Below are 23,663 nucleotides of genomic sequence, written 5' to 3'. Positions count from 1 at the left end.
GACTAGCCCTGGCTAACCCGGACCGATCAGGGCTGATCCGGACTGATCAGGGCTGGATTCCGGCTTACTCGGGCTGATGCGGCACGGCCGGCCCGGCGGACGAGCGCCGCGGGCCGGCCGTGTGCGTGCGGTGGGGGTCAGCCGGTCGTCTGGAAGAACTTGCCGGCGATCGGGACCGCGGCCGCGGTCGAGGCGCCGCCGTTCTCGACGAACACGCAGAAGGCGATGTCGCCGCGGTACCCCATGAACCAGGAGTGGGTGTGCGCCGGATTGTTGTCGTACTCCGCGGTCCCGGTCTTGCCCCGCAAATCGCCCGGCAGGTTCTTGAGCTGGTTGGCCGTGCCGTCCGTGACCACCTGGCGCATCATCGTGCGCAACGCGTCCAGCGACGCCTGGTTGAGCTGCGGGCCGTCCGGCGCCGGGCTCTTCGGGGCCGGGTCGAGTACCAGCTGCGGCTGCTTCCACTGGCCCCGGGCGATCGCCGCCGCCGCGCCCGCCAGGATGACCGGGGAGACGAGGTTCGTGCCCTGGCCGAAGGCGGCCGCGGCCTGCTCGGCCTTGGAGCCGTTGACCGAGACCTTGCCGGTGAACACGTCCGTGCCGAGGTCCCACGGGATGCCGATGCCGAGGGTCTGCGCGGTCTGGCCCAGGCCGTCGGGGGCGATCTTCGGGGCGAGCGAGGCGAACGCTGTGTTGCACGACTTGGCGAAGTTCGTGCGCAGCGGCACGCTGCCGAGCTCCTCGTCGTGGGAGTTTTTGAAGGTACGGCCGTCGACCGTGAGGTTTTTCGGGCAGTCGACGACGTCCTCGCCGGTCATGCCCTTGTCGAGCACGGCGAGGGCGGTGACGGCCTTGAAGGTCGAGCCGGGCGGCGTCTGGCCGGTGAGCGCGAAGTTGTTGGGTGCGGCGCCGGGGCCGTTGGCGAGGGCGACGATCGAGTTGTCGCTGATGCGGATCGCGACCAGGGCCGAGCGGCGCTGCTCGCCGGCCAGGGCCTGCTCGGCGGCGTTCTGCAGGTTGACGTCGAGGGAGAGCTTGACCTGCGCGCCGGTCGTCGGGTCGGTGGAGAAGAGTTGCTTGTCGGGCGTGCCCGTGGGCATGGGCACGACCACCTTGACGCCCGGCTTGCCCTGCAGGACGGACTCGTACCGCTGCTGTAGCCCAGACAGGCCGACGACGTCGCCGATCTTGTACTTGCCCGGGTTCTTGTCCATGATCTCCTTCGTCACCTCGCCGGTCGTGCCCAGCAGGGCACGGGCGAACTGCGCGGAGGGGGCGAGGGCCTGGGTCGAGTTGCGGGTGAGCACGCCGGGCGTCGAGTTGAGCTTGTTGGCGATCTCGTCGTACACCTCCTTGCGCAGCGTGATGATCTGCACGAAGGCGTCGGGTGCGGCCTTCTTCACCTGGTCCGGCAGGCCGGACAGGTCGACGGAGACCTTCGCCTGGGTGAACGCGTCTGTCAGATTCTTGACCACGATGTTGATGTCGGTGATCGACCGCGGCTGGACGCCGATGACGACGACGGGCTTGCTGCTCACGATCGGCTGATCGGAGCCGTCGAGGATGCTGCCGCGCGATCCGGCCGTCTTGCGTATCGCGAGCTTGTCGGTGGCCTCCAGCTGCGGGTTGATGGTCTTCGCGGCGAAGATCACCGTCCACTGCTTGTCGACCCGCCTGGCGTCGACCGTGGTGTCGTACTCCCACGTGGAGTCGGCGACGGGCCACGCCACATGGACGATGGCGCTGCTGCTGTCGTCCTTGACCGCTGGCGAGCCCTTGAGGGTGAGCTTCGGCGGCTTCGCGGCCAGGTCGCCCGCGACCGTGGTCAGCAGCTTCTGCGCCGCGTCGCCGGTCAGGGCTTTACCGTCCGGACTCAGGAACTTCAGGCCCGAGATGTCGCCCTTCTCCCAGGCGCCGACGAACGTCTTGAACGAGTCGTCCGGCGGCTTGCTGGAGCAGGCCGGCAGCGTGCCGAGCAGCGCCAGGGCGGCGACGAGGGCGGTGACGCGACGGATCGAAACGGCCATGTGGGCGATTCTGCGCTATGAAAGCACCGATCCGCACACCCCAAGATCGCACAAGTAGGACAATTCAGTACGCCGGGGGCTCGGTTGAGGACCCACGAGAACGTCTTAGGCTGAGCGAGGACAACCCACAACGAGGTGGGCGAGGGGAGAACAACCGATGGACCGGCCTGGGGCAACCCCGGTGAAGGACGAGGCACGCGGCTTACACGGTGGGCGAAACCCGGATGCGGGGCCCGATGACGACGAGCTGGAGCAGTCAGTGCCCAACGCGGAGCACCTGGTCGCGGAGGCGGTCGTGCTGGCCACCGCGCAGGATGCAGACCCCGAACTGGTAGCGGCGTACTGGCGCCTGGTTCCCGACGAGGAGCTGGCCGCCTGCAATGTCGGGAAGATGGTCGAGGCGACCCAGTCGCACCTGGAGTTGGCGCAGCAGCGCCTCCCGGGCGAGCTGAAGCTGCGCCTCGGGCTGAGTGCGACCGGCGGCACGGCGGTGGAGATCGTCACCGACGACATGCCGTTCCTGGTCGACTCCGTGACGAGCGCGCTGTCCTCGCGCGACATCGATCTGAACCTGCTGGTCCACCCGCTGGTGGTGGTCCGCCGGGCGCCGCTGGGCGCGCTCGAGGAGGTCCGGGTCGGGGTCGAGCCCGAGGAGGCGATCGCCGGCGACCTGGTCGAGAGCTGGATCCGCATCGAGGTCGACCGCATCCGCGACGAGGCCGAGCTGGAGGAGCTGCGCACCGACCTGGCCCGCGTGCTCAACGACGTGCGGGAGGCCGTCGAGGACTGGGGGAAGATGCGCACCCAGGCCCTCACCCTCGCCGACGAACTGGGCAGCGCGCAGCTGCCGGTGCCGGACAAGGACATCACGGACTCGGTCGAGCTGCTGCGCTGGCTCGTCGATGACCACTTCACCTTCCTGGGCTTCCGGCAGTACAAACTGATCAAGGGTGAGCACGGCGAGGAGCTGCTCCAGGCGGTCCTCGGCAGCGGCCTCGGCATTCTGCGCGGCGACCAGGTCAAGCCGCGGGTGCTGTCCTCCATGACCGCGGAGGCCTACGCCAAGGTCCTTGAGAAGCGACTGCTGATCATCACCAAGGCGAACTCGCGGGCGACCGTGCACCGCTCGGCCTATCTGGACTACATCGGCTTCAAGCAGTTCGACGCCGCCGGCAACGTGATCGGCGAGAAGCGCTTCCTGGGCCTGTTCTCCTCGGCCGCCTACCGCACCAGCGTGCGCGACCTGCCGGTCGTCAAGCGCAAGGTCGCCGAGGTGGTCGAGCGCTCCGGGCTGTCGCCGCGCAGCCACTCCGGCAAGGACCTGATGGAGACGCTGGAGACCTACCCGCGCGACGAGCTGTTCCAGATCGGCACCGACGAGCTGTACAAGGCGGTCATGGGCGTGCTTCGCCTGGCGGGCCGCCGCCAGCTGCGCCTGTTCCTGCGCCGCGACGCCTACGGGCGGTTCGTCTCGTGCCTGGTGTACCTGCCCCGGGACCGGTTCACCACGCCCAACCGCCTGCGCATCCAGCAGATCCTGCTCGCCGAGCTCAACGGCGTGGGCGTGGACTACACCACCCGGGTCAGTGAGTCGAAGTTCGCCCGAGTGCACTTCATCGTGCGCACCGAGCCCGGCAACCCGCCCGGCGACGTCGACGTCGACGCTCTCACCGAGCGCCTGTCGGAGGCGACCCGGCTGTGGGACGACGACTTCCGCCTCGTCCTGGAGCGCAAGCTCGACGACGAGCACCAGGCCAAGGAGCTGTACCAGCGCTACGGCTCGGCGCTCTCGGACACGTACAAGGACGAACACACGCCGTACGAGGCCGTCAAGGACATCTCGAAGCTCGAGCTGCTCGACGAGCCCGGGCAGCTGGTCATGCACGTGTACCGGCACCGCCAGGACGAGACCGACATCCGGTTCAAGGTGTTCCGCTACGGCGAGCCGATGATCCTCTCAGCGGTCCTGCCCGTGCTGCACTCCCTCGGGGTGTGGGCCACCGACGAGCGGCCCTACGAGATCGTCCGCGCCGACGGCACGATCTACCTGTACGACTTCGGCCTGCGGCTGCCCGCGGACTCCCGCGTGCTCACCGAGGTGCGCCCACACCTCGAGAACGCGTTCACGGCCACGTGGCACGGCGAGGCCGAGGTCGACAACTTCAACACCCTGGTGCTCACGGCCGGCCTGACCTGGCGTGAGGTCGTGGTGCTGCGTGCCTACGCGAAGTACCTGCGCCAGGCCGGCACGGTGTTCTCGCAGGACTACATGGAGACGACGCTGCTGGCGTATCCGGCGATCGCCTCCAAGCTCGTGGCGCTCTTCGTCGCCCGCTTCGACCACCGGCTGCCGCTGTCCGACGCGGCCCGTTCGGAGTGGTCGAAGGAGCTGGCCGCGGCGATCAACGCCGACCTCGACCAGGTCACCAGCCTCGATCAGGACCACATCCTGCGCTCGTTCCTGCACCTGATCCAGGCGACCCTGCGCACCTCGTTCTACCAGCGTGGCGAGGGCGGCCGGCCGAAGTCCTACACGGCCTTCAAGCTCGACCCGCAGTCGATCCCCGACCTGCCGGCGCCCCGGCCGCGTTTCGAGATTTTCGTGTACTCCCCGAGGTTCGAGGGCGTGCACCTGCGCTTCGGCGCCGTCGCCCGCGGCGGGCTGCGCTGGTCCGACCGGCGCGAGGACTTCCGCACCGAGATCCTGGGCCTGGTCAAGGCGCAGATGGTGAAGAACGCCGTCATCGTGCCGACCGGGGCCAAGGGCGGGTTCGTGCTCAAGCAGAACCCGGGGGACCGCGACGAGGCGGTGGCCTGCTACCAGATGTTCATCTCGGCCATGCTCGACGTCACCGACAACCTCGACGGTGGCAAGGTCGTCGCGCCGCCCGACGTGGTGCGCCACGACCCCGACGACCCCTACCTGGTCGTCGCCGCCGACAAGGGCACCGCGACCTTCTCCGACATCGCCAACGAGATCTCGGTGCGCTACGGGTTCTGGCTCGGCGACGCCTTCGCCTCGGGCGGATCGGCGGGCTACGACCACAAGAGGATGGGCATCACCGCCAGGGGCGCCTGGGAGTCCGTGAAGCGGCACTTCCGTGAGCTCGACGTCGACACCCAGGCGACCGACTTCACCGTCGTCGGCGTCGGCGACATGTCCGGCGACGTCTTCGGCAACGGCATGCTGCTGTCCCGGCACATCCGCCTGGTGGCCGCGTTCGACCACCGGCACATCTTCATCGACCCCGACCCGGACTCGGCCACCTCGTATGCGGAGCGGCGGCGCCTCTTCGACCTGCCCCGCTCCTCGTGGGACGACTACGACCGGTCGCTCATCTCGGCCGGCGGCGGTGTGTTCCCGCGCACCGCCAAGTCGATCAAACTCTCCGCCGAGGCCCGCGCCGCGCTCGGGATCACCACCGACGGCCCGCTCGCCCCCAACGACGTCATGCACGCCATCCTCGCCGCGCCCGTCGACCTGTTCTGGAACGGCGGTATCGGCACGTATGTCAAGGCCGGCGGCGAGTCGCACGCCGATGTCGGCGACAAGGCCAACGACTACATCCGGGTCAATGGCCGCGAGCTGCGGGCGAAGGTGGTCGGCGAGGGCGGCAACCTGGGCCTGACCCAGCGGGGCCGCATCGAATACGCGCTCAACGGCGGCCGCATCGCGACCGACTTCATCGACAACTCCGCCGGCGTCGACTGCTCCGACCACGAGGTCAACATCAAGATCCTGCTCGACCGGGCGGTCGCCGCCGGCGAGCTGGAGGCCGGCGAGCGCAACCCGCTGCTGGCCGAGATGACCGACGAGGTCGGCGAGCTGGTCCTGCGGGACAACTACGACCAGGCGACCGCGCTCGGCAACGCGCGGGCGCAGTCGAGGTCGCTGCTGCCGGTACACAAGCGGCTCATCGCGGATCTCGAGCGTCGCGGGCTGCTGGACCGCGCCCTGGAGGACCTGCCGACCGACGAGGAGCTCGACGAGCGCGCGGCGATCGGGGTGGGGCTGACCTCGCCCGAGTTCGCCGTCCTGCTCTCCTACGTCAAGATCGTGCTCGAGCGCGAGATCCTCGACTCCGGCCTGCCCGACGAGGACTGGACCAACGAGGTGCTGGTCGAGTACTTCCCGACCGCGCTGCGCGAGCGCTTCGCGGAGGCGATGGCCGAGCACCCGCTGCGCCGGGAGATCATCACCACGGGGGTTGTCAACGAGGCGGTCAACCGCGGCGGCACGTCGTTCTTCCACCGCGCCTCCGAGGAGACCGGTGCCGGTGCCGCCGACGTGCTGCGCGCCTCGGTGGTGATCCGCGAGGTGTACGGCCTGGACGAGCTCCGCCGGGCGGTCGAGGCGCTCGACAACCGGATGCCGACGTCCTCGCAGACGGCCGTCTACCTGGAGATGCGCCGTCTGCTCGACCGGGCCGTGCGGTGGCTGGTCTCCAACCGCCGCCTCCCGATCGATGTGCCGAGCGAGATCGCCCGCCTGCGCCCCGGCGTCGCCCGCCTGCTGCCGCAGCTGGACACCCTCTTCCGCGGCCGCGAGCGCGAGGCCCTGCGCGCCAACGCCGAGGGCCTGCGCGAGCTGGGCCTGCCGGACGAGATCGCCGACATCACGACCCGCATCATGTACGGCTTCGGCCTGCTCGACATCGTGGAGGTCGCCTCGGCGACCGGCCGCGACGTCAACGAGGTCGCCACCGTCTACTACCTGCTCTCCGAGCGCTTCCGCGTCGACGACCTGCTCTCGCGGATCTCGGCCCTGCCGCGCGAGGACCGCTGGCAGACGCTGGCCCGGATGGCGCTGCGCTACGACCTGTACGCGGCGCTGGCGGCACTCACCGCGGAGGTGCTCAACGCCACCTCCCCGGACGCGGACCCGGAGTCCCGCGTCCACGAGTGGGAGCAGAGCAACGCGACGTCGATCGCGCGCACCCGCAACGCGATCGGCGAGTTCGGCGAGTCCCCGGGCGACCTGGCCGCGATCTCGGTCCTGCTGCGCCAGATCCGCACCCTGGTCCGCGCCTCGGCCGCCTAGCAGTTCGCCTTGATCACGGAGTGCTCGCGTACCAGGGGGTACACGAGCATTCCGTGATCAAGGCGTCCGCCGGCGGGTGGAGCGAAGGACCGCGCAGCCCGGCCGGGTGCACCGCCGCGGTTGGCCGGTCCAGCCACCCGCTCGCAGCGCCCGGGCGACCTGCACCGCCGTGGAGCACGGCGCGGCCACGTCCGTCCAGCCGTACCGAAGCGTCCGGCACCCCTGCGCGGCCGACTCGTTGTCGCGCAGCCGGTCTCGGCGGCGATGCTCCGCAGGGTGGTACGCGCGGCCGTCGAGTTCGACGATAATGTCGAACGCCGCGTACTCGACGTCCCGGAAGCGCACGCCGGCACCGGCGTGCCTGGTCTGCCGCCTCCCGCGCGGCAGGCCGTGCCCGCGCTCGACGTCGCGCAGGTATCGCCGCTCCAGCACGGAGTGCACCCCGGCGGCGCTGTCGTCGAGCACCTCGGCGAGCAGCGGTCGCCGCCGCACCTGCTTGCGCCGGGCCATGGCCTCTGCGAGCCGCCGCGGGGTGGTCAGCCGGCGCGCGCACGCCGTGGTGATCCAGCCGACCGCGGTCTCGATGTCACCGGCCAGGTCCGTCAGGTCCAGCACGGTGTCCTCGATGCGGGTTCGGCGTAGTGTCGGTCCCGGCATCGTCGCGGCGGCGACCCGGCCGGATCGGTGCACGATCACCCCCGGGATTGCGGCAATCCGGCGGTTGGCCGGGATCGTGACGTGGATCCGCCGGCCCGGCGTGTCGATGAGCCCCGACAGCTCCGCGGCGGTGTGGTGGCTCAGCGCCGCGCCCCGCCCGGCGCGCAGCAGGACCGCCCACAGCAACGCCTCCCGTGGCGGCGGCCCGCTGAATGTCCAGTACACCCCGGGGAAGAGCGGCGACCACCGGTCGGCGCCCACGTGCCGCCGGATCGCGCCGTCGCTGAGACCGGCACGCCGCGCCTGGGACTTGGTGATCACCCCCGACTGCAGCCTGAGCAGATCGTCCAGCATCCGCTCAGGCTGCCGCCCAGGCCGTCGGTGGGGAAGACCGAGTCCGTGCCTGTGGACAAGCGGTGCTAGGCGGCTAGGCCCAGGGCCTTGGCGGCGGCGCGACCGTTGGCGTGGCTCGCGCCCCACGTGGTGATGAACGCCCGCACGCCGGTCGGGCGCCAGGACGACGGCCAGCCCATCTCCACCACCGTGACCGCGTGCGTCCGCGTCAGGGCCTCGACGAGGGCGGGGGCACCGGGCAGGCGGTGCACGTTGCGCCCCACGACCACGATCGGGCGCGATCCGGCGCGGGTGCTCAGGTCGTCGGCGGAGGCCTGCGCGGCGACCACGCGGACCTGCTCCGTGGCGGTGACGTGCGGGCCGAGGCCCCACGGCACCCGTCCGGCCGCGATCGACGACTCCGACTCCAGCTGGACGATGAGCGGGGCTCGGTCGCGGTCGTGGCTGCCCTCGATGCGTACCGCGCCCAGCGCCGCCGGGTAGCCCAGGCCCGGCTCCTCGCGGTCGGTGCGGTCGCCGGTGCGCGTCCAGACGGCGAGTTCGGCCACGCGGGCCACGGCCTCCTCCAGCCGCTCCAGGGCGAGGCGGCCGTCGTGCACTGCGGCGACGATCTCGTCGGCGCAGGCGTTGGTGATGTGCTCGTCGATGTCGGCGCCGATGCACAGCAGGTCGGCGCCCGCGGCGAGGGCGAGCACCGCGCCGGCCGGGATGCCGCCGGCGTAGCGGGACGCGCCGAGCATCTCCAGGGCGTCGGTGACGACGACGCCGGTGAACCCGAGGTCGCGGCGCAGCAGGTCGACGAGGACGGCGCGGCTGAAGGTGGCGGGGGCGTCGCCGGTGAGGGCCGGGACGCGGATGTGCGCGGTCATGATCGACTTGACGCCGGCCTCGATCGCGGCGACGAACGGCGGGAGCTCGCGGCCGCCCAGCACGTCGCGGTCGATGTCGACCGTGGGCAGTTCCAGGTGCGAGTCGGCGAGCGTCGCGCCGTGGCCCGGGAAGTGCTTCGCGCACGCGGCGACGCCGGCGCCCTGCAGGCCGAGCACAGCGGCGGCGGTGTGGGTGGCGACGGCGTGCGGGTCGGCGCCGAAGCTGCGGGTGCCGATGATCGGGTTGTCGTCCGCCGTGTTCACGTCGACGGTGGGCGCGAGGTTGAGGTTGATGCCCAGCGCGTCGAGCTCGGCGCCGATGGTGCGATACACCCGGCGGGTGACGGCCGGGTCGCCGAGCGCGCCCAGCGCGGCGTTGCCCGGGTAGGGGCTGCCGAGCCGGTGCGCGAGGCGGGTGACGTCGCCGCCCTCCTCGTCGATGGCGATGAGCACGCCCTCGCGGGCGGCGTGCAGGCTCGCGGTCAGCGCGGCGAGTTGCTCGCGCTCGACGATGTTGAACCCGAAGAGCAGATGCCCGGCCATCCCCTCGGCGAGGAGGTCCACGGCCCACGCCGGGGCCTGCTCTCCGCGGAAGGCGCCCAGCAGCGTGCCCAGGGCCAGCCGGCGGAGTCCGGGATCGGTCGACACGATTGTTCCCCCCTCAGCGCGAAACGAGTGCCGCACACTCGTCATATGCGCTATCCACGATCGTAAGAGCTTTTTGACTGGGTGCGCGTAGGCCGAGCGGGTGGTCCGACCGTACGCTTTGCCAATAGGCTGCTTGTGGCACGCTAATAGGAAAGTTTCCTAAATACTAGGGGGCTATGTAACCATGAGTTCCGCCCGACTGCCCGGCACGCCGCGGCTGCTGCGCGCGCTCAACGATCGCGCCGCCCTTGAGCTGCTGCTCAGCCGCGGCCCGCTGACCCGCGCGCAACTCGGCGAGCTGACCGGCTTGTCCAAGGTCACCGCATCGCAGCTGGTGGAGCGGCTGGAGGAGCGCGGCCTGGTGGCCCGGGTCGGCGAGCAGGCCGGCGGGCGCGGTCCCAACGCGCAGATGTACGCGGTGGTGCCCAGCACAGCGTTCGTCGTCGGCGTCGACGCCGGCCCCGCGCATGTCGTCGCCGGTGTAGCGGACATCATGGGCAACATCGTCGGGCGCACCGACGTGGCCATCGGCGACGGCGACGACCCGGTCAAGGTCGTGCACGCCGCGGTTGTCGAGGCCGCGAACGCCGCCCGCGCGCCGATCGAGCGCATCCGGCGCATCGTGCTCGGCACTCCCGGCCTGGTCGACCCGAAGAGCGGCGAGATCACGTTCGCCTGGGACCTGCCGCGCTGGCACCGGGGCCTGCTGACCGCGCTTCGCGACGACCTCGACCGCCCGGTCATGTTCGAGAACGACGTCAACCTGGCCGCCATCGCCGAGCAGCACAGCGGTGCCGCCGTCGGCACGCAGGACTTCGTGCTCGTCTGGCTCGACCGCGGCGTCGGCACCGCCGTGGTGCTCGGTGGCCGACTGCACCGCGGCAGCGCCGGCGCGGCCGGCGAGATCGGCTACCTGCCGGTGGCCGGCACGCAGGTGAGCCGGGACGCGTCGCGCCGCTCGAAGAGCGGGTACCGCACCCTGGTCGACGCCGTGGCGGTGCGCGCGATCGCCAAGACCCACGGCTTCAAGGCCGCCGGCGCCGCCGAGGCCATCCGCGCCGCCATCTCCGCCGGCACGGCGGGCAGCCCCTTCCTCGACGAGCTCGCCCGCCGCATCTCGCTCGGCGTGGCCTCGGTCGGCCTGGTGCTCGACCCGCAGCTGGTCGTCCTGGCCGGCGAGATCGGCCAGGCCGGCGGCGCGGACCTCGCACAGCGGGTGCAGCACGAGGTGGCCGCGATCGCGGTCGTGTCGCCGCGGGTGGTCGCCACGGAGGTGGCCGTCGAGCCGGTACTGCACGGTGCCATCCTCACGGGCCTGGACATCGTCCGCGAGGAGGTCTTCGGCTCGACCGCCTGAAAATGGCGTGGCGTGTTGCTCGTCGCCGGGGCGCCGTCAGCGGGCGTCGCGGCGGCGCATCGCCACGAACGCGGCCGCCACCACGATCGCCACGACCACGGAGATCACCAGCCCGCCCTGCTGCCAGCTGCCCGAGAAGCCCGCCGCCTCCGGCACGCAGCCGGTGCGGCAGTGCCCCGCGTCCGCCTCGAAGGTGAAACGCTTCGTGAGCCAGGCCGCGATATAGCTGGAGAGGCGGAATTTCTGCGAGTAGTCGACGGTCTGGACGACGCTGAAGAGGACCAGGGTGCCGAGTTCGTAGATCATCAGGTAGGCGACGCCGACGCCGAGGGCCGTGGAGGTGTGCCGGCCCAGCGAGGCGATGGAGAAGCCCAGCGTCGTGCCGGCCAGGGCCAGCACGACCACGCGCACGCCGGTCAGCAGCAGCGAGCCGAACTCGCCGGCCGTCATCTGGCTCACCGTGCCGTTGCCGGCCGCGACGGCCATGAAGGCGGCGGTCCAGAGCCCGAGGTACACCACGGAGATGAGCCCCACGCCGGCGCACGCCGCGAGCAGCTTGGCGCCCAGGACCGCGCCGCGGCGGGGGGCCCACAACAGCAGGGTGGCCATGCCGCCGGAGCTCCACTCGACCCCGACGAACGACGCGCCGAGCACGAACCCGGCCACGGCCAGCACGATCGCGGCGGTGTAGTACAGCGACGGCCACTGGCGGTGGAACGAGAAGCCGTAGTCGAGCAGCGAGTCGGGCGTCGGGCGGGGGCCGTAGTCGCAGCCGCGCGGGAACGACTCGCCGGGCTCAGCGTTCTCCAGGCCGCTCTGGACCTTGGAGCAGCGGTCGACGTTGCGGTCCCAGATCTCGCCCGCGGAGGCGGCGCTGCTCTTCGCCAGCTCGATCTCGACGGGGGTGGGCGTGCTGCGGGTGAGCGTGAAGCCGAACGTGAGCAGCGCCAGCAGGGTGCCGATGAGCACAAGGGTGACCAGCGTGACGCGGCGGCCGAACAGCCGCGACCACTCGGCGGCGAACAGCCGGGTCAAACCGGCACCTCCCCTTAGCTCCGGCAGCGGCACGACTTGCGGCTGAGCCGATGATGGGTCCGGAGTGTTCATGCGCTCTCCTCGCCGGACCAGTCGGAGTCGTCGACGGGGCGGAACGCGCCGCGGCGGGGGCCGCCGCCGGTGAGGCTGAGGAACGCGTCCTCGAGCTGGGCGACCGGGGCCAGCTCGCGCACCCATAGGTCGTTGACGCCGAGGGCGTGCGACACCCAGGCGGGGTCGGCCAGATCGTGGACCACCAGGTGGTCGCCGGTGACGCTGACCTGCGCGCCGGCGTCGGTGAGGATCTGCGCGGCGCGGTGGTGGTCCTCGACGCGCACCCGATACGCCCCCTTGTCGGCGACGGCGAGCACCTGCGACACCGGCCCGGCGGCCACCGTGCGGCCGCGCGAGATGATCGTGACCGAGTCGCAGATCTGCTGGATCTCGGCCAGGATGTGGCTGGAGATCAGCACGGTCATGCCCCGGTCGGCCTGGGCGCGCAACAGGTCGCGCATCTCGCGGATGCCGGCCGGGTCGAGGCCGTTGTTGGGCTCGTCGAGGATGAGCAGCTCCGGGTCCTTGAGCAGCGCGGAGGCGACGGCGAGCCGCTGGCGCATGCCCAGGGAATACGACCGGACCGGGTCCTCGCAACGGTCGGCGAGACCGACCTGGTCGAGCACGACCCAGATTCGCTGCTTCGGCACGCCACCGGCCTTCGCCAGCAAGGACAGGGTTTTGTACCCCGTGAAGTTGCCGAAGAACGCCGGAGCCTCGACGATCGCGCCGACCCGGGGCGCGACCCGGGCCTGCCGGTGCGGGACGGGCTCGCCGAGAACGCGCATCTCCCCGCCGTCGGCGCGCAGGAGCCCGAGCAGCGTCTTCAGCGTGGTGGACTTGCCCGAGCCGTTGGGGCCGAGGAAGCCGTGGATCTGCCCGGGCTCGACGAGCATGTCGAGCCGGTCGATCGCGGCCCGTGGTTTGCCGAACACGCTCTGGTATGTCTTGACCAGACCGGAGATTTCCAATGCCGGTGTCATCGCAGGGCACAATACGGGTTGGCTGGCGCCCGTGGGGCCCCGTCATCCATCGACGGGCGGTTCGTGGTTGGATTGGCACGTGTCAGATGACCTTGTCGTCGCGTTGGAGAATGCGACGGTCACCCGCAACCGCAGCGACCTGATCCGGTCGGTGAGCTGGCAGGTCGAGGTCGACGAGCGCTGGGTGATCCTCGGGCCGAACGGCGCGGGTAAGACCACGCTGCTCAACCTCGCCGGCGCGCGGATGCATCCGACCCGCGGCTCGGCGAGCGTGCTGGGCGAGCGGCTCGGCCGCACGAACATCGCCGAACTCAAGACCCGGATCGGGTTCTCCTCCAACGGGCTGGCCCTGCCGCCGGAGGAGACCGCCCGCGACGTGGTGCTGACCGCCTCCTGGGCGGTCGTCGGGCGCTACCGCGAGCGGTACGACGCCATGGACGACTCCCGCGCGATGGAACTGCTGGAGCAGTTCGGCGTCGCCGCGCTGGCCGACCGGCTCTACGGCACCCTGTCGGAGGGCGAGCGCAAGCGGGTGCAGATCGCCCGCGCCCTGATGACCGACCCGGAGCTGTTGCTGCTCGACGAGCCGACCGCCGGGCTGGACCTGGGCGCCCGGGAGGACCTGGTGCGGCGGCTGGCCGCCCTGGCCGCCGACCCGGACGCGCCGGCGCTCGTGCTCGTCACGCACCACGTGGAGGAGATCCCGCCTGGGTTCACCCACGCGATGCTGATGCGCGACGGCGGTGTGGTGGCCCAGGGGCTGCTCCGGGACACCATCACCGCCGACAACCTGTCCAAGACGTTCGGCATGCCGCTGCGGCTGTCGACCATCGACGATCGCTTCCACGCTATTAGCTAGCTTGGCTCTCGCTTCGCTTGAGCATCGGTGGGGGGTTCCCACCCCACGCCCCCCATGCCGCTTCGCGGCACTTTTGCTTGCGCTTCGCGCCCCTGCGTCCTGGTTGCGGTTTGCTGCGGGCGCCTTCGGCGCGGGCGAGGCCAGGCTGGTATTCAGCCGGCCTGGCTCTCGCTTCGTTCACGCTTTGCTTGCGCTTCGCGCCCCTGCGTCCTGGTTGCGGTTCGCTTAGCGACCCTTGAACGACGGCTTGCGCTTCTCCACGAACGCGGCCATGCCCTCCGCCTTGTCCTCCGTCGCGAACAGGGCCGCGAACAGCTGACTCTCCCAGGTCAGGCCGGAGGCGAGGTCCCTGTCGAGGCCGCCGTCGACGGCGAGCTTCGCGGCGCGCAGCGCGAGCGCCGGGCCGTCGACGTAGGGCCGGACGAGGTCGAGCGCGGCCTCGTAGACCTGCTCCCGCGGTACGACGCGATCGACGAGGCCGATGGCGAGCGCCTCCGAGGCGGGCACGAACCGGCCCGACATGATCAGGTCCTTGGCCCGTGCCGGGCCGACGAGGCGGGCCAGTCGCTGGGTGCCGCCCGCGCCGGGGATGATGCCCAGCGTGATCTCGGGCTGGCCCAGCGTCGCGTCCTCGGCGGCGACGCGCCAGTCCGCGGTGAGCGCCAGCTCACAGCCGCCGCCCAGCGCGTAGCCGGTGACCGCCGCCACGACCGGCTTGGGGATTCGGGCGACGGCGTCGAACGCGCTGGTGAGCGCCCCGGCGCGGGCCGCCATCGCGGCGTAGCCCATGCCGGCCATCTCCTTGATGTCGGCGCCGGCCGCGAAGACCTTCTCCCCGCCGTACAGCACGACCGCGCGCACATCGTCGCGCTCCGTCGCCTCCCGTGCGGCGTCTCGCAGCTCCTCCTGGACCTGGACGTTCAGCGCGTTCATCGGCGGGCGGTCGAGCCGGATCGTGCCGATGCCGCCGTCGACCTCCAGCCGGACGAGCCGGCTCCCCTCATTTTTCACCGCGTCCACAGTGTCTCCTCAACGTCGTTGTCGTTGCCCGGAGCGTATTCGGCTGTACCGTCGGAGTTGCCATGGCCACCACCTATTACCGCGACAATGTGGTGCACATCAGCTCGGGTGGTGTGCGCGTCGATGACTCGTGGTATCCGCTGGAGACCCTGACGTACGTCTGGCACGAGCGCACCGGCCGGCTGCGTCATGGCCTCTACATGCTCGCCACCCGCGGCGGCACCGTGCTGCTCGTCATCGGCCTGCTCGCGGCGGCCGGGATGGCGGCGCGGCGCATCGACTTCGGCGGCGAGCAGCGCACGATGTACATCGCCGGCGGCATCCTCGCCGTCATCGTCCTCGGCGGGATCGTCGCGTTCAGCCTCGAAGGCCTGCTCGACCTGCTCGACCGTGCCCACGACCACGGCAAGGGCGTGCACGAGATCTGGGTGCGCACGCATGACGGGGACTCGATGATCTACTCAACGACGGACTCGCCCAAATTCGGGCAGATCTATCGAGCGCTGCAGCGGGCGGTCGAGCAGTCGGCCTAAGCCTTACGGTCGCGGTGACTCGCGCGGAGGACGCGGCGGCGTAGTCCGCTCCGCCTACACTGCGGGCATGCCTACGCCAGGGATCCGGCTCGGGGTCGACTTCGGCACCTCGAACACCGTCGCGGTGGTGCGATGGCCGGACGGGCGATCCCGGCCCTTGATCTTCGACGGCTCCCCGCTGCTGCCCTCGGCCGTCTACGCCGAACCCAGCGGCACGATCATCGTCGGCCGCGACGCGGTGCACAGCGCCCGCCTGGAGCCGGCCCGCTTCGAGCCCAACCCGAAGCGCCGCATCGACGACGGCACGGTGCTGCTCGGCGACCGGGAGATGCCGGTCAACGAGCTCATCGCCGCGGTGCTGCGCCGGGTGCGCGACGAGTGGGTCCGCACCGTCGGCGACGCCGTGCCGGACGTGACCGTGACGGTCCCTGCCTCGTGGGGCGCGACCCGCCGCCTGTCGATCGCCGACGCGGCCGCGGCGGCCGGGCTCGGCCGGGTCCGGCTGGTGCCCGAGCCGGTGGCCGCCGCCGCGTACTTCACCCAGGTCCTCGGCCACGACGTGCGGGTCGGCTCGGTCGTCGTGGTGTACGACTTCGGCGCGGGCACCTTCGACGCGAGCGTGGTCGCCCGCACCGCCGGTGGCTTCGAGGTGCTGGCCGTCGACGGCCGCGACGACATCGGCGGCGTCGACGTGGACAACGCCATCGTCAAGCACATCGGCACGCTCTGCGAGCCGCAGGCGCCGCAGGAGTGGGCGCGGCTGATGAGCCCGCAGACCGTCGAGGACCGCCGGCATCGCCGCCTGCTGTGGGACGACGCGCGGGTGGCGAAGGAGCGGCTGTCCCGCCAGCCGGCGTCCGACTTGACGATTCCGCTGCTCAACGTGGACGTACACCTGACACGGGAGGAGCTCGAGCGCCTCGCCCTGACGATGCTCAAGCAGACGATACGCGTGACCGAGGGCGTGATGCGCTGGGCGCAGTTGTCCGAGGGCGCGGTGGCGGGCGTGTTCCTGGTCGGTGGCTCCAGCCGGATGCCGCTCGTGGCGACCCTGCTGCACCGAGAGCTCGGCCGGGCCCCAGTGGCCATCGAGCAGCCCGAGCTGGTCGTCGCCGAGGGCAGCATGCTGGCCGGTTCGACGGCGACCCAGGCCGGTGGCGCCTCGCCGGCGCCCGGGCCGGCGACAGGCGTCTCGCCGCAGGCCCCGGGCCTTCTCTGGCAGCACCCTGGCGCCGCCCCGGTCTCGTCCGCCGCGGGTCCGGTCTCGCCCGCCGCGGTCCCCGTCGCCTCACCCCCGGGCGAGGGCTTCTCGATGCCGCCGGCCGGCGGGTTCGGTACGCCGGTGTCGGCGCCGCCGTCGGGCGGGCCGCTGTGGCCCGATGCCCCGGTGCCGGCGCCCCCGCCGATCTCCAGCGCACCCGTGTCCGCGCCGCCGCCCGGTGGCTACCGGACCACGCCGGTTTCCGCGCCGCCCGTTTCTTCGCCGCCCGTTTCCGCGCCGCCGGTGTCGGCGCCGCCCAACCGGCCGGTGGGCTCGGGACGGGTGTTCCTCTCCGGCGGCGGGGTCCCGGAGGCGTCTACGCGCTACGACGAATACGGCAACGCGTTCGGCGCTGACCGCGCCCCGACGCCCACCCAGCCACCCGCGCCGATGCCCACCCCGCAACCCGCCCCCATGTCGACCCCGCCGCGCCCGCCGCAGCGCTCGGCCCCCGCGCAGCCGGCCTGGCCGGCCTCGCCTCCGCAGCCGGCCCCGTCGCGCCCGCCGGCGGCGCCGTCCCGGCCCGCCGCACCGCCGCAGGCCGAGGCCACCGGATACGACGGCGCGCGCCCGCGCCGCGGGCCGGTCGCGCGGGCGCTGCTGGCCCTGTTCGTGCTGGTGCTGCTGGTGGTCACGCCGCTGACGGCCGGGTGCGTGTCGTACTACCTGACGACCGACCGCTGGCCGCAGCCCGTCGCGGACTGGTTCGGCGCGGGCAATCCGTGAGAGTGTCCGGCGCTAATTCGCCGATGAACGTGATTAGGATTCATATATGACGAAGATCGACGGGCATGGCGGAGACCTGGCGCTGGCGGCGCTGCGCGGGTTCGGGGTCGCCGAGATGTTCACCCTGTCCGGCGGCCACGTCTTTCCGCTGTACGACGCGGCGAAGAAGGCCGGCGTGCGCATCGTCGACGTGCGGCACGAGCAGTCCGCGGTGTTCGCCGCCGAGGCGGTCGCGAAGCTGCAGCGCCGCCCGGGGCTGGCCGTGCTGACCGCCGGGCCGGGCGTCACCAACGGCGTGTCCGGGCTCACCAGCGCGATGTTCAACGGCGCGCCGGTGGTCGTGCTCGGTGGACGGGCCCCGCAGTTCCGCTGGGGCTCGGGCAGCCTGCAGGAGATGGACCACCTGCCCATCGTGCGCGCGGTCACCAAGCACGCCGAGACGATCTTCGCCACCGACGAGGTCTACGCGCGGATGCGGGCTGCGGCCCTCACCGCGCTCACCCCGCACCGGGGACCGGTCTTCGTGGACCTGCCGCTGGAGGTCGTTTTCTCCACCGTGGACGGGATCGAGGAGGAGGCGGCTCCGGCCGTACCGACGCAGGAGCCGGACCCCGACGAGGTGCACCACGCCGTCAGCCTCCTGGCCGCGGCCCAGCGGCCGGTCATCGTCGCCGGATCCGACGTCTGGGCCGGCGACGCGACCGCCGCGCTGCGCGAGGCCGCGGAGGCGCTGCGCGTCCCGGTGTTCGCCAACGGCATGGGGCGCGGCACGCTGTCGCCGGGTCACCCGCTCGCCTTCGCGCGGGCGCGCAAGGCCGCGTTCGGCGGCGCCGACGTCATCGCCGTGATCGGCACGCCGCTGGACTTCCGGCTCGGCTTCGGCGACTTCGGCGGCGCGCAGGTGGTGCACGTCACCGACGCGGCCTCGCAGAAGGCCGGGCACGTCACGCCGGCCGCGGCGCCCACCGGCGACCTGCGGCTGATCCTGTCGGCCTTCGCGGCCTACGGCGGCCTGATCGCCGACCACGAGGAGTGGATCGCGACGCTGCGCGCCGCGGAGAGCGCGGCGAAGGCGCGGGAGACCGAGGCCCTCGAGGCCGACACCGACCCCATCAAGCCCAGCCGGGTGTACGGCGAACTGCGCAAGGTGCTGGCCGAGGACGCGGTGACGATCGGCGACGGCGGCGACTTCGTCTCCTACGCCGGCAAGTACCTGGAGCCGGCCCAGCCCGGCACCTGGCTCGACCCGGGCCCGTACGGCTGCCTCGGCACCGGCATGGGCTACGCGATGGGCGCTCGGATCACCTACCCGGACCGGCAGATCTGCGTGCTTATGGGCGACGGCGCGGCCGGGTTCTCGCTGATGGACGTGGAGTCGCTGGTTCGCCAGCAGCTGCCGGTCGTCATCGTGGTCGGCAACAACGGCATCTGGGGCCTGGAGAAGCACCCGATGCGCCAGATCTACGGCTACGACCTGGCCGCCGATTTGCAGCCCGGGCTGCGCTACGACGACGTGGTGAAGGCGCTCGGTGGCGCGGGGGAGACCGTGGAGAAGCCGGGCGACCTGGCCGGGGCGCTGGGGCGCGCGTTCGACTCGGGCGTGCCGTACCTGGTGAACGTGCTCACGGACCCGCAGGACGCGTACCCGCGTTCGTCGAACCTGGCCTGAGGTCCGCAGAGGCTCGCAGAGGCCCGGACTTGGACCACCTTGTGGGTGGCTGTCGTGGGCGACCTTGTGGGTGGGGTAGTGCTTGTGAGTGGGTCGTGCTTGTGCGTTGTTCTCGCTCGTGGGTTGGTCGTGCCGGCTACTCCAGGCCGAGCAGGCGCGGGAGTTCGCCGATCGAGCCGATGACCTCCTGGGCCCCCGCGGCCTGCAGCGCCTGGCGGTCGCCCGCGCCGGTCAGGACGCCGACGAGCAGGCCCGCGCCCGCGCGCTGGCCGGCGATGAGGTCCAGCGGCGTGTCGCCGACGACGAGCATGCGGCGCACGTCCTCGACGCCGAGCTTCAGCGCCGAGACGAGCATGAAGTCCGGGAACGGGCGGCCCCGCCCGGCGTCGGCGGGGGAGAGCACCAGATCGACCTGGCCCCACCAGCCGAGCGCGTCGATGATCGCCTCCTGCGTGGCCCGGGCGAACCCGGTCGTCAACGCGACCTTGATCCCGCTGGCGCGCAGCGTCTTGATCGCCTCGATGGCGCCCGGGATCGGCAGCACGGCGCCCTCGTCGACGAGCAGCCCGTACGCCTCCTCGAACGTCTCGTTGGCGGCCTGAGCGCGCCGTTCGTCGCCGTCCAGCAGGAGCCGGAACACTTCGATACGGCTCTGCCCCATCGTTTTGCGCACGACGGCGAGCATGCGCTCGTGCTGCGGGGTGCCAGGCGCCACACCCTCGCCGGCGAACGCCACCGTGAAGGCCTGCTCGACCAGGCCGTCATCACGCACCGTAGTGCCTGCCATGTCAATGCAGGCGAGTTGCCACGCGGTCATCTCGCGATGGGAGCACGGCGAAGAGACCGGAGAGTGAACGGCACAAAACCGTCAGAAGGCACCCGTTCGGCGCGGCGCGCTCGGGCGCCCGCCGCGGTCGCGCGCGAACCGGTGGCGGGGCCGGTCGTGAGGTCCCGGGTGGTCATGACGCCGCGGTCCGCAGCACCGGCTTGTCGCTTCACGTTTGCCGGCATGCCCGGACTGGGGATGGGCAGAGCATGACGGACAACGGTCTCGTGCGAGGCCTGATGGCCGAGCGGGTACCCGGCGAGGAGGCGATCGGTCCGGGGCGTCGCGGAAGCTCTCAGCCCTACGGCAAGCTCCTGCTGCTCGCGGCCGGCTCGTGACCCGTTGCGCCGTCGTCATCAACCCGTCGAAGGTCCCGGACCTCGACGTGCGCCGCCGTGAGCTCCGCGATGCCCTGGCGGCGGCCGGCTGGCCCGAGCCGCTGTGGCTGGAGACGACGCCGGAGGACCCCGGGCCCGGCATGGCCGAGGAGGCCGCCGCGGCCGGCGCGGAGGTGGTGCTCGTCTGCGGCGGCGACGGCACCGTCAGGGCGGTCGCCGGTGTGCTGGCGGGCAGCGACGTGGCCGTCGCACTCATCCCGTCGGGTACCGGTGATCTGCTCGCCGACAACCTGGGCATCCCGCATGACGTGGGCGAGGCGGTCGCGGTCGCGGTCGGCGGCGCACGGCGGCGCATCGACGTCGGCGTCGTGGAGGGCGCGGGCGCGTTCATCGTGATGGCCGGCATGGGCTTCGCCGCCACGATGGTCGGCGGGACGCCCGACGAGGCGAAGCGCCGCTTCGGCTGGGCCGCGTACGCCGCGTCCGGGCTGCGCGACCTCACCCGCCGCCGCATGGCGGTGCGCATCCGGCTGGATGGCGGCCGCTGGCTGCACCGCCAGGCCACCAGCGTGTTCGTCGCCAACGTGGGCTATCTGTGGGGCGGCATCCAGCCGCTGCCCGGCGCCGAGCCCGACGACGGCTACCTCGACATCGCGGTCCTCAGCCCGAGCCACCTGTCGGACTGGTTACGGCTGGCCGGTGGGGTGCTGGTGTGGCGCGGCGGCGCCGTCCGTGGTCTGGAGACCTTCCGCGCCCGCGCGGTCGAGGTCCGTGCCGCTCGCGCCGAGCCGCGCGAACTCGACGGCGACGTCATCGCACCCGATCGCCGCCTGGCCGCCCGCGTACGCCCGGGCGCGCTGATCGTGTGCGTCCCGCGGGTCTAACCGTTCGTCGTCCCGTGCTCGTCCTCGCCCAGCCCGGGTGCGCTACGCGCCCGGGTCGTCCTCACGGCGTTTGAGGTCCTCTTCCCAGCGGCGCAGCAGCTCAGCGTCGTTGTGGGACTGGGTGGTGTCGATGCCGCGCAGGAACTCCGGGTCGTCGTCCGGCGCGGTCACCCGCTTCCGGCTTCGACCGCCCGCGAGCACCCCCGCCCGCTGTTCGAGCGAGGCGGGGCGGCCGGCGAAGAACCACGCGATGGGGCCGGCGATCGGCAGGAGCAGGATCGCCAGGAACCAGACGGGCCGGGGCAGCCCGCGGATGTCCTCCCGCTCCGAGGACAGACAGTCGATCAGAGCGATCAGCGTCGCGAGCAGCACGATCAAGAAGGGCAGTGCGCGTCCCATTGAGCCATCATGACTCAGCGAAGGGGGTCATGACATCAGCAACAGGGTGCCCATCACGCAGTACAGCAGGATGAGCGCGACCAGCGACGGCACCGCTCGCCCGATCGGAGTGGTGAGGTCGCGGATGCGGCGGTGGGTGAGCCACACCGCGGCGGCCCACCCGAGTGCGACGGCGGACAGGGCCCACGCCGCGGGCATTGTCGGCTCCAGGTGTACCGCGACCAGGCGCGCCAGCAGCAGTGCGATCGCGGTGAACGAGACCAGGGTCCGGCGCCACGACAGGTAGGTGCGCTCGACCTGGGCGCCCGAGGGCGGCTCCGGGCGCTCGCCCGAGGGCGGCTGCGGCGCGCTCACAGGAATGTCGCTACGAGCAGCGCGGCCGCGCCCAGGGTGACCACGAGCGCGAGGATGGCCGGGAACCGCGACCGGGGCAGCGCCTCACCCAGCCGCATCGCCCGCTCGCTGCGAGCCCAGTGATCGACCGCCCGGATCGCGACGAGGGCCCCGAGCGCGAGCAGTGGCACCGCGATCACGATCCGCAACTGATTCTCGGGCAGGAACTGTGCGACCGCGAGCCCGCCGCCGATCAGCGCCAGGGCGGTGCGCAGCCAGGCGAGGAAGGTGCGCTCGTTGGCCAGCGAGAACCGGTAGTCGGGCGTGCTGCCGACCGAGCGGACCTCGTCGGGATCGAACCAGAGCCGGACCACCGACCACATCGACATGATTTGTCGGCCCCCCTCGGTACGGTCGCCCGTCGCCGCGACTGCGTGCCCACAAGGTACGTCTCGTGCTGACCGCGGCGTCTTTGGCGACCCGTCGCGCGCCGCCTTCTACCGCGATCCTGCCCGAGCCGCCTTTTGTGACGTCCTGTTCGTGTCGTCCGCTTTGTGGCCGGCGCCGCTGCGGTGCCGCCAGCGTACTCGACTGGCTGTTTTGTGACGCCTTGCGGTATTTATTCGTGATTACGGATTGTCGGCTCGGCGCTCCACTGCGTGGCTCCTCTCCGGCGCGCATGCCTCGCACGGGCGCCCGCAGGTGCGCGGATGCTCGTCCGGATCCTTGCGCCTGCGGTGTGTGACCTTTTCCCCAGGTTGCTGTGCGGCGTCGGCGGGAAGCCGTGGGTCCGGTCCCATGACTAGGGATTTTTCCGACATATCACCCAGTTCTGACATCAGAATGCGCCCGATTGGTGAGACTTTTCACCGCCACCACGAATCTACTGCCCAGTAACATCTGGGAGGCGAACCTGTTACCACTCGCGACGAGCCGTAACGTGGGGTGCAAGTCGCCAGCGATGGCGCGGTGACTGTCAAGCAGGAGGACCTCGGACCACGATGAAGATCGTCGTACTCGTCAAGCAGGTGCCGGACTCCGGCGCGGAGCGCACCCTGCGCAATGACGACAACACCGTCGACCGCGCGTCGGCAAACAATGTGATCAACGAGATGGACGAGTACGCCATCGAGGAGGCCCTTCGCCTCCAGGAGGCGCACGGCGGCGAGGTCGTCGTCCTGACTGTCGGCCCGGACCGTGCGACGGAGTCGATCCGCAAGGCGCTGTCGATGGGGCCGGACTCGGCCGTCCACGTCGTCGACGACGCGCTGCACGGCTCGTGCGCCGTCGCCACGTCGAAGGTCCTCGCGGCCGCCATCGCCCAGCAGAACGCCGACCTGGTCATCTGCGGCGCCGAGTCGACCGACGGCCGGGTGCAGGTTATGCCGCACATGGTCGCCGAGCGGCTGGGCATCGCCGCGCTGACCGGCGCGCGGAAGCTGACCGTGGAGGGCTCGCAGCTGACCATCGAGCGGCAGACCGACGAGGGCTACGAGGTCGTCACCGCCGCTACCCCTGCGCTGGTCAGCGTCTGGGACACGATCAACGACCCGCGGTACCCCTCGTTCAAGGGGATCATGGCGGCCAAGAAGAAGCCGCTGCAGACGCTGTCGCTGGCCGACCTGGGTATCGCCGCCGGCGAGGTCGGGATCGACGGCGCGACCAGCGCCGTGGTCGAGCACAACAAGCGCCCGCCGCGCCAGGCCGGCAACAAGATCGACGCGGGCGACGACGGTGGCGTGAAGCTCGTCGGGTACCTCGCCTCCGAGAAGTTCGTGTAAGGGGAGACG

Annotated in this window: 19 protein-coding genes; 9 read left to right on the top strand and 10 right to left on the bottom strand. The window is 71.6% G+C overall.

From position 1 onward, the window contains the following. Positions 1-137: 137 nt before the first annotated feature. Positions 138-2,027, bottom strand: a complete 1,890-nt coding sequence (locus AB0367_RS12465; protein WP_366226334.1) for a penicillin-binding transpeptidase domain-containing protein — start codon at positions 2,025-2,027, stop codon at positions 138-140. Between the two features lie 157 nt (positions 2,028-2,184). On the opposite strand from AB0367_RS12465, the gene AB0367_RS12460 reads away from it, so the two are divergent. After that, positions 2,185-7,068 carry an NAD-glutamate dehydrogenase gene (locus AB0367_RS12460; RefSeq protein WP_366226333.1) on the top strand — a complete coding sequence of 1,628 codons (4,884 nt, stop codon included), beginning with the start codon at positions 2,185-2,187 and terminating at the stop codon, positions 7,066-7,068. Between the two features lie 57 nt (positions 7,069-7,125). Here the strand turns inward: AB0367_RS12460 and AB0367_RS12455 are convergent, their stop codons facing one another. Together AB0367_RS12455 and AB0367_RS12450 are read right to left on the bottom strand one after the other, a co-directional pair. Continuing rightward, positions 7,126-8,079 carry a type IV toxin-antitoxin system AbiEi family antitoxin domain-containing protein gene (locus AB0367_RS12455; RefSeq protein WP_366226332.1) on the bottom strand — a complete coding sequence of 318 codons (954 nt, stop codon included), beginning with the start codon at positions 8,077-8,079 and terminating at the stop codon, positions 7,126-7,128. Positions 8,080-8,144: 65 nt separating this feature from the next. Beyond that, a complete protein-coding gene (locus AB0367_RS12450; RefSeq protein ID WP_366226331.1) occupies positions 8,145-9,596 on the bottom strand; it encodes a glycoside hydrolase family 3 N-terminal domain-containing protein in 1,452 nt (483 codons plus the stop codon). A 184-nt stretch (positions 9,597-9,780) separates the two neighbouring features. Here AB0367_RS12450 and AB0367_RS12445 point away from each other — a divergent pair, with 184 nt between their 5' ends. Next, positions 9,781-10,953 carry an ROK family transcriptional regulator gene (locus AB0367_RS12445; protein WP_366226330.1) on the top strand — a complete coding sequence of 391 codons (1,173 nt, stop codon included), beginning with the start codon at positions 9,781-9,783 and terminating at the stop codon, positions 10,951-10,953. Positions 10,954-10,989: 36 nt separating this feature from the next. On the opposite strand, the gene AB0367_RS12440 is transcribed toward AB0367_RS12445, so the two are convergent. Both AB0367_RS12440 and AB0367_RS12435 read right to left on the bottom strand, forming a co-directional pair. Continuing rightward, complete coding sequence (locus AB0367_RS12440; protein WP_366226329.1) at positions 10,990-11,988, bottom strand: ABC transporter permease subunit; 999 nt, start codon at positions 11,986-11,988, stop codon at positions 10,990-10,992. A 68-nt stretch (positions 11,989-12,056) separates the two neighbouring features. Then, entirely contained in the window at positions 12,057-13,025 is a 969-nt protein-coding gene (locus AB0367_RS12435; RefSeq protein WP_366226328.1) for an ATP-binding cassette domain-containing protein, read from the bottom strand. 79 nt (positions 13,026-13,104) lie between these two features. Here AB0367_RS12435 and AB0367_RS12430 point away from each other — a divergent pair, with 79 nt between their 5' ends. Continuing rightward, entirely contained in the window at positions 13,105-13,884 is a 780-nt protein-coding gene (locus tag AB0367_RS12430; protein WP_366226327.1) for an ABC transporter ATP-binding protein, read from the top strand. Between the two features lie 225 nt (positions 13,885-14,109). Here the strand turns inward: AB0367_RS12430 and AB0367_RS12425 are convergent, their stop codons facing one another. Beyond that, a complete protein-coding gene (locus AB0367_RS12425) occupies positions 14,110-14,895 on the bottom strand; it encodes an enoyl-CoA hydratase-related protein (protein ID WP_366226438.1) in 786 nt (261 codons plus the stop codon). 71 nt (positions 14,896-14,966) lie between these two features. Here AB0367_RS12425 and AB0367_RS12420 point away from each other — a divergent pair, with 71 nt between their 5' ends. The 3 genes from AB0367_RS12420 (at position 14,967) to AB0367_RS12410 (ending at position 19,093) form a co-directional block, all read left to right on the top strand. Further along, complete coding sequence (locus AB0367_RS12420) at positions 14,967-15,437, top strand: DUF6232 family protein (RefSeq protein WP_366226326.1); 471 nt, start codon at positions 14,967-14,969, stop codon at positions 15,435-15,437. Positions 15,438-15,504: 67 nt separating this feature from the next. Further along, on the top strand, positions 15,505-17,424 hold the full coding sequence (locus AB0367_RS12415; RefSeq protein ID WP_366226325.1) for an Hsp70 family protein: 1,920 nt from the start codon (positions 15,505-15,507) through the stop codon (positions 17,422-17,424). A 46-nt stretch (positions 17,425-17,470) separates the two neighbouring features. Further along, on the top strand, positions 17,471-19,093 hold the full coding sequence (locus tag AB0367_RS12410; RefSeq protein ID WP_366226324.1) for an acetolactate synthase: 1,623 nt from the start codon (positions 17,471-17,473) through the stop codon (positions 19,091-19,093). Positions 19,094-19,229: 136 nt separating this feature from the next. Here AB0367_RS12410 and AB0367_RS12405 read toward each other — a convergent pair whose 3' ends face one another. After that, entirely contained in the window at positions 19,230-19,910 is a 681-nt protein-coding gene (locus AB0367_RS12405; protein ID WP_366226323.1) for a phosphonatase-like hydrolase, read from the bottom strand. A 218-nt stretch (positions 19,911-20,128) separates the two neighbouring features. Between AB0367_RS12405 and AB0367_RS12400 the strand changes: the two genes are divergently transcribed. Both AB0367_RS12400 and AB0367_RS12395 read left to right on the top strand, forming a co-directional pair. After that, a complete protein-coding gene (locus tag AB0367_RS12400) occupies positions 20,129-20,257 on the top strand; it encodes a hypothetical protein (RefSeq protein WP_366226322.1) in 129 nt (42 codons plus the stop codon). Then, complete coding sequence (locus AB0367_RS12395; protein WP_366226321.1) at positions 20,254-21,141, top strand: diacylglycerol kinase family protein; 888 nt, start codon at positions 20,254-20,256, stop codon at positions 21,139-21,141. Before AB0367_RS12400 ends, AB0367_RS12395 begins: the two co-directional genes overlap by 4 nt. Positions 21,142-21,183: 42 nt before the next feature. On the opposite strand, the gene AB0367_RS12390 is transcribed toward AB0367_RS12395, so the two are convergent. Genes AB0367_RS12390 through AB0367_RS12380 form a run of 3 tightly spaced genes read right to left on the bottom strand, consistent with a single transcriptional unit; the run spans position 21,184 to position 22,256 of the window. Beyond that, complete coding sequence (locus tag AB0367_RS12390; protein WP_366226320.1) at positions 21,184-21,540, bottom strand: PLD nuclease N-terminal domain-containing protein; 357 nt, start codon at positions 21,538-21,540, stop codon at positions 21,184-21,186. Positions 21,541-21,567: 27 nt separating this feature from the next. Then, the gene (locus AB0367_RS12385; RefSeq protein ID WP_366226319.1) at positions 21,568-21,894 is read right to left on the bottom strand and encodes a DUF202 domain-containing protein; all 327 of its coding nucleotides are present in this window, start codon (positions 21,892-21,894) and stop codon (positions 21,568-21,570) included. Further along, a complete protein-coding gene (locus tag AB0367_RS12380) occupies positions 21,891-22,256 on the bottom strand; it encodes a DUF202 domain-containing protein (RefSeq protein ID WP_366226437.1) in 366 nt (121 codons plus the stop codon). The genes AB0367_RS12385 and AB0367_RS12380 overlap by 4 nt, the downstream gene beginning before the upstream one ends. Positions 22,257-22,874: 618 nt before the next feature. On the opposite strand from AB0367_RS12380, the gene AB0367_RS12375 reads away from it, so the two are divergent. Continuing rightward, positions 22,875-23,654 (top strand): electron transfer flavoprotein subunit beta/FixA family protein, encoded by a 780-nt coding sequence (locus AB0367_RS12375; protein WP_366226318.1) that lies wholly within the window; start codon positions 22,875-22,877, stop codon positions 23,652-23,654. Positions 23,655-23,663: the final 9 nt, after the last annotated feature.

The sequence above is a fragment of the Dactylosporangium sp. NPDC051484 genome (assembly GCF_040689395.1).
Taxonomy (GTDB): Bacteria; Actinomycetota; Actinomycetes; order Mycobacteriales; family Micromonosporaceae; genus Dactylosporangium.
Note: the sequence above shows the minus strand (reverse complement) of the source record. Positions and strands in the feature narration are given on the sequence as shown.